We start from the raw sequence: 3,910 nt of genomic DNA on the forward strand, positions 1-3,910 counted from the left end.
CGCGGTTGGGGTTTCCCCTGGGGGTACGCCGCCGCCCGGTTCCAGGCCTGTCGTGCGCTCGGGCTCCGGATCGGGATTGGTGTGGCTCATGCCCTCCGAGTCCCCCGAACACGCCGAGATCATCAGGACGGGTTCAGTTCTCCGTTCCTGGCACGAACCGGTCTCACCTGGGCTAGATTCGACCAGCGTCGATAACAGTTCTCGTCGGCGGGGTCACAGCCCGTACACATCAGGAGCAGCGCATGCGCGACTTCGCCCTCGCTCCCCCGAGCGTTTCGCCGCTGACCGGCGGGCTCGCCGACAGCCTCTTCGAGACGGCGGCCCGCAATCCGACCCTGCCGCTGATCGCACGCCGCCCCGACCCCTCCTCCACCGTCTGGGAGGAGGTCACCGCGGTCGAACTGCGCGACGAAGTGGTCGATCTGGCCAAGGGCCTGGTCGCATCCGGCATCTCTCCGGGCCACCGCGTGGCGATCATGGCCCGGACCCGTTACGAGTGGACCGTGCTCAGCTACGCCCTGTGGGCGGTGGGCGCGGAGGTCGTGCCGATCTATCCGACGTCGTCGCGCGAGCAGGTCGAGTGGATCCTCCGGGACGCGGGCTGCGTGGCCGTGGTGGTCGAGGACGAGCAGGGCGTGATGACGGTCGGGTCCGTGTGTGCGACGCTCGGGTCCCTGCGGCAGGTGTGGCAGCTGGACGCGGGCGCGCTGGACGAGCTTGCCGCGCGCGGCGCGTACATCCCGTCGGCAACGGTCGACTCGCTGCGCCGGATCGTGCTGCCGGACTCCACCGCGGTGATCGCCTACACCTCGGGCACGTCGGGCCGTCAGCTGGGCTGTGCGTTGAGCCACCGGAACATGGCGAGCCCCTGCGACACGCTCCTCGCGGGCTGGGGCCACACGGCGGCACCCCCCGGGGAGCAGGGACGGATCCTCGTCTTCCTCCCCTTCTCCCATGTGTACGGTCTGATGATCCAGGGCCTCTGCATGCGCGGGGGCCTGCTGATGGGCCATGTACCCGATGTGAGCCCGCAGGCGCTGTCGTCGGCGCTGCGCTCGTTCCGGCCCACGTACTTCTACGGCGTACCGTCGCTCTTCGAGAAGATCTACAAGAACTTCCTGCGGACGGCCCAGCAGTCGGGCCGCGGCGCACTGTTCGAGCGGGCCGCGGAGACCGCCCGGAACTTCGCCGCGGCCACCGAGCGGCAGCGGCTGGGCCGCGGGTCGGGGCCCGGTCTCGATCTGCGGCTGCAGCACGCGCTGTACGAGCGGACGGTGTACCGCAGGCTGCGGGCCGCGCTGGGCGGAAGGGTGGTCCGGGCCACGTCGGGAGGCTCGCCGCTCAGCCGTGAACTGTCCCTCTTCTACGAGGGCATCGGCATGTACGTGCACGACGGGTACGGGCTGACCGAGACCAGCGCCGCGGTCACCATGCAGCCGCTGGGCCGGGAGAAGTCGGGCACGGTCGGGCAGGCGCTGCCGGGCATGGAGATCCAGGTGGCCGCGGACGGGGAGATCCTGGTGCGTGGGCCGTCGGTGTTCCAGGGCTACGTCAACGACCCGGCCGCGACGACGGCCGCACTGGGGAACGGCTGGCTGGCCACCGGCGACCTCGGCCGGCTGGACTCCGAGGGCTATCTGACGATCACCGGCCGCAAGAAGGACGTCATCATCACCAGCAGCGGCAAGAGTGTCGCGCCGGCGGCGCTGGAGCAGCGGCTGCGGATGCATCCGCTCGTCCACCAGGCGGTCGTCGTGGGCGACAACCGTCCGTGCGTGGGGGCCCTGATCACCCTGGACCCGGAGTTCCTCGTGCACTGGCGGGCCGGGCTGTTGTTGCAGGGCGACGCGCCGGTGCGGGAGGCCCGGGAGGAGAACGCGCTGCGCGAGGAGGTCGCGCGGGTGGTCGCCGCGGCGAACAGCACGGTGTCGCGCTCGGAGTCCATCCGGGTGTTCCGCGTGCTGCCGGAGCCGTTCGACGTGGCGAACGGGCTGCTGACGCCCTCGATGAAGCTGCGCAGGGACGCGATCGTGCAGCGCTACGCGGTGGAGATCGACGCGATGTACCAGGCACGCTCGCGACCACCCCGGCTGGGCGTGGCGGACGATCTGTCGGGCTTGCACGGTTTGGACGGCTTGGACGACTCGGACAACGTCTTCCGATGAGCTCGCCGACCGGCCCGCCGTCGGACGCGTAGGGTCGGCGCGCCCAGGGAACTCGCGGAGCTGGGGGCGCAGGAGACACGGGGACAGCCCTGGAACGGGAAGGGCTGGAAGGGCGACATGGCAACCGAGCCGCGTTGGGACGACACACTGGCTGCCCAGGGCATCCCGAGCCGCACGACCGGCTTCGCGGGTGGGCCGCACGACGTCACGGGTGCGCGCCTGGCCGCGGAGAGGTTCCTGAGCGACCTCGCGCGTGTCGTGCCGCCGTCCTCCCGCGAGCAGTGGGACGACGTCCTGCTGGTGGTCACCGAGCTGGCCGCCAACGCGGTCCAGTACGCCCCGGGTCCGTTCCAGTTGCGCATGCGCCGCACCTACGACGGAGTGCATGTCACCCTGCACGACACCAGCACCACGCGGCCCGCTCCGCGTCCGTTCCGTCCGAGCCAGGGCGGCGGAGGCATCGGCTGGCATCTGATCCATGCGCTGTGCGACCAGGTCAGTGTGGTGACCGCCGATCAGGGCAAGGATGTGCACGCGTTCCTGCCCTGGTGAGCGTCCGCCCGGCACGATTCACGGTCCGAACGGGCATGCTGGTCTCCAGCCGTTCGTCTGCCTGCCGCGCCCGACTGGCGCAGCGGCCGAGGGCACGGTGGGATCGATGAGGTGTGAAGCCACGATCCAGGGCACGCGCATGGCGTCGAGGCAGACCGCCCCGGAACCGCGGAAGGGATGGACATCGTGACACGACCCAGGATCCTGGTGGTGGGCGCGGGCTTCGCGGGAGTGGAGTGCGTACGGCGCCTGGAACGCCGGCTCTCCCCCGACGAGGCCGCCATCACCCTGGTGACACCGTCCGCCTACCAGCTGTATCTGCCGTTGCTGCCCCAGGTCGCCTCCGGTGTGCTGACACCGCAGTCCATCGCCCTGTCCCTGCGCCGCAGCCGGAAGTACCGCACGCGGATCATCCCGGGCGGAGCGATCGGCGTGGACCTGAAGGCCAAGGTCTGCGTCATCCGCACGATCACCGACGAGCTCGTCGACGAGCCGTACGACTACATCGTGCTGGCTCCCGGGAGCGTCACCCGCACGTTCGACATCCCGGGGCTCGTCGACAACGCCTTCGGCATGAAGTCGCTCGCCGAGGCCGCCTACATCCGCGACCACGTCATCTCCCAGCTCGACCTCGCCGACGCCAGCCACGACCCCGCCGAGCGGGCCTCCCGGCTGCAGTTCGTGGTCGTCGGCGGCGGTTACGCAGGCACCGAGACGGCCGCCTGCCTGCAGCGCCTCACCCACAACGCCGTCAAGCGCTACCCCCGGCTGGATCCGCACCTGATCAAGTGGCACCTGATCGACATCGCCCCCAGGCTGATGCCCGAACTGGGCGAGAAGCTCGGCCGCAGCGCGCAGGAAGTGCTGCGCGGGCGCGGCATCGACATCTCCCTCGGCGTCTCGATCGCCAAGGCGGGCCCCGAGGAGGTGACCTTCACCAACGGGCGGGTGGTCCCCACCCACACGCTGATCTGGACGGCGGGCGTCGTCGCGAGCCCGCTGATCGCCACGCTCGGTGCGGAGACGGTGCGCGGGCGGCTCGCCGTGACCGCCGAGATGAACCTGCCGGGACACGACGGCGTGTTCGCGCTCGGCGACGCCGCCGCGGTGCCCGACAAGGCCAAGGGCGAGGAAGGCGCGATCTGTCCGCCCACGGCCCAGCACGCCATGCGCCAGGGCAAGAAGGTCGCCGA

4 protein-coding genes are annotated in these 3,910 nt (G+C 70.8%); 3 read left to right on the top strand and 1 reads right to left on the bottom strand.

Annotation, left to right across the window (positions count from 1 at the left end):
• Nucleotides 1–90: DUF6480 family protein (locus tag ACTWQJ_RS47895; protein WP_443312653.1), on the bottom strand; the 90-nt coding region annotated here is incomplete at its 3' end.
• Nucleotides 91–242: 152 nt separating this feature from the next.
• Here ACTWQJ_RS47895 and ACTWQJ_RS47900 point away from each other — a divergent pair.
• The 3 genes from ACTWQJ_RS47900 to ACTWQJ_RS47910 all read left to right on the top strand — a co-directional run.
• Nucleotides 243–2,165 carry an AMP-dependent synthetase/ligase gene (locus ACTWQJ_RS47900; RefSeq protein ID WP_443312651.1) on the top strand — a complete coding sequence of 641 codons (1,923 nt, stop codon included), beginning with the start codon at nucleotides 243–245 and terminating at the stop codon, nucleotides 2,163–2,165.
• Between the two features lie 117 nt (nucleotides 2,166–2,282).
• Nucleotides 2,283–2,717, top strand: a complete 435-nt coding sequence (locus ACTWQJ_RS47905) for an ATP-binding protein (protein ID WP_224736644.1) — start codon at nucleotides 2,283–2,285, stop codon at nucleotides 2,715–2,717.
• 177 nt (nucleotides 2,718–2,894) lie between these two features.
• Nucleotides 2,895–3,910: NAD(P)/FAD-dependent oxidoreductase (locus ACTWQJ_RS47910; protein WP_443312652.1), on the top strand; the 1,016-nt coding region annotated here is incomplete at its 3' end.

Source organism: Streptomyces sp. KR55 (assembly GCF_052245645.1).
GTDB lineage: Bacteria > Actinomycetota > Actinomycetes > Streptomycetales > Streptomycetaceae > Streptomyces > Streptomyces flavusporus.